Source organism: Streptomyces specialis (genome assembly GCF_001493375.1).
In the GTDB taxonomy this organism is placed as follows: Bacteria; Actinomycetota; Actinomycetes; order Streptomycetales; family Streptomycetaceae; genus Streptomyces; species Streptomyces specialis.
This window is the reverse complement of record NZ_LN929843.1, coordinates 1-2,278: the sequence shown is the minus strand read 5'-3', so window position 1 is coordinate 2,278 and position 2,278 is coordinate 1. Positions and strand designations below refer to the sequence as shown.

Here is a 2,278-nt window from a genome sequence, read left to right as displayed (position 1 = left end):
CAGTACGCGTCGCGCGCCGACCTGGCCTCCAAGGACCAGCAGATCGCCACCGCCGAGCAGCTCCTGGCCATGCAGGGCCCGCGCACCGCACACCGGCCAGGCGCCCGGGCCCTGCATGGCCAGGAGCTGCTCGGCGGTGGCGATCTGCTGGTCCTTGGAGGCCAGGTCGGCGCGCGACGCGTACTGCGTGCCGCCGGCCGCCTCCCAGCTCGACTGGGAGAACTGGAGGCCGCCGTAGTAGCCGTTGCCGGTGTTGATGGCCCAGTCGCCGCCGGACTCGCACTGGGCGACGGCGTCCCACGTGTCGACGGAGGCGGCGGAGGCGCCGGAGGCGCCCAGCAGCGGGATGGCGACCGCGGCGGCGCCGGTGACGGTGGCCGCGGCGGCGAAGCGGGTCGGTTTGGACGGACGACGATGACGGCCCTTGCCCGTGAACAGCATGACGATCCTTCTCACCGACGCCTGCGAGGTGAGCTGTCGGGTTCGGGTCTGGTGAGTTGCCCGGCCCCGGGACGGTGGCGGCGTCCCCGGGCTTCACCCCAAGCCGTTCCGGACGGGTCGTCCGGCCCGGCATCCGCGGCCCGGCGTCGGTGTGCCGGGTGCGGCCTTGGGTCCCCCGCTCCTGCCTGCGGTGGTGCGCGATGGTGGTCCCCGGGGCCGGCGGCAGGATTCGGCGTTACGGCTCCGGTGCCCGGCGAGGCGTCGGGCGGAGGGACACTAAACACAGGCTCGCTAACGATTCAAGAACGAAGAAGATCATCGGCGTGGCGGGGGTTGACGCACGAAGAGTCGGATTTGCCCAGGTCAGCGGGGGCGGCGAAACGGTAGAAGAGTCCGATTTCACCGAAGTCCAGAGAGACGATGGTCACATTTTCTGAATCGTAAAGTCGCACAGGTGAACCGGCGCCTAACGGGGCGTGAGGGCCAAGTCCAGTTCCCGGCCCGGGGTTAGACGGCCCGGATCATCACCTATGACCGTTTTGTTCGCCGTGTAGGGGGCGGGTCAGTCACCGGACACGCCGGACTCGACCGCAATGGCGGACAACGCGTCCCCCGGCCGCACCCCGCACCGGCCCACGCACCGCCCGGCCGCGACACCGGACCCGGCCGCCTCCGTCCCGCCCCTGTCCCGGCGTCCGCTCCCCCGGGCCGGGCTCGCCCCGGTGCCCGGCCACCGACCGTCCCGCCGACGGACTCCTCCCCGGCCGGAGGCTTCCCGGCATCCCCGGTCCCCGGCGGCTCCGCCGCGTCCCGCTCGGCGCGGAACTCCGCCCACAGCCCGGACAGCGGCGCGCACCCCGGCCGACCCTGCTGCCCTCGGTCCGCCGCAGCGGCCGTTGCCGTGGTTCGCCGTCCGGTCCCCGCCGCTCTCGCACTCGGCGGCCCGGCCCCACGCGGCGCCGGTCACCCGGTCCCACCGGCACGACACGTTCACCACCGTGGTGACGAACCGTCACCTTCCGGCGTGAACGCGACCGGCAGCGTCCGCAGACCCCGCATGATCAGCCCGCCCCGCCACCGCAGCTCTCCCGGCTCGACCGCCAGCCGCACATCCGGCAACCGCCGCAACACCGTCGCCAGCGCCGTCCGCGCCTCCAGCCGCGCCAACGGCGCGCCCAGGCAGTAGTGAATGCCGTGCCCGTACCCCAGATGCGGATTGTCCGCCCGCCCCAGATCCAGCACGTCCGGCGCCGCGAACCGCGCCGGATCACGGTCCGCCGCCGCCAGCACCACCAGCACCGGATCCCCGCGCTCCACCCGCGCCCCGCCCAGCGTCAACGGCTCCGACGCGAACCGCCACGTCGCCAGCTCCACCGGCCCGTCGTACCGCAGCAACTCCTCGACCGCCGTACCCAGCAGCGCCTCGTCCCCCGCCACCACCGCGTCCCGCAGCCGCGCCAGCTCCGCCGGATTCCGCAACAACGCCAGCATGCCGTTGCCGATCAGATTCACCGTCGTCTCGAACCCCGCGAAAAGAAGGATGAACGCCATCGACGCGGCCTCGTCCTCCGACAACTGCTCCCCCTGATCCGACGCCCGGATCAGCCCCGAAATCAAGTCGTCCCCCAGCTCACCCCGCTTGCGGTGGATCAACTCCCCCAGATACCCGCGCATCCGCCGCACCGCGCGCCCCACCCCGCCGCGCCACCTGTCTCTTATACACATCTGACGCCGCCGACGACGAGGATAGTGTAAACCTCGGGGGACGCCGCATTTGTTAATAAACTAGATCACCAGGAGAAAGCACGTAGTGTGCATGAATAGAAGAAGATGACAA

General features: G+C 71.6%; 1 protein-coding gene and 1 pseudogene. Both read right to left on the bottom strand.

Annotated elements, in window-relative coordinates:
- On the bottom strand, positions 1 to 441 hold a 441-nt coding region (locus tag BN2279_RS09430; protein WP_199827692.1), incomplete at its 3' end, for a transglycosylase family protein.
- A gap of 990 nt (positions 442 to 1,431) precedes the next feature.
- Positions 1,432 to 2,211 (bottom strand): annotated as a pseudogene (locus tag BN2279_RS09425) (cytochrome P450); the annotation flags it as partial.
- Positions 2,212 to 2,278: the final 67 nt, after the last annotated feature.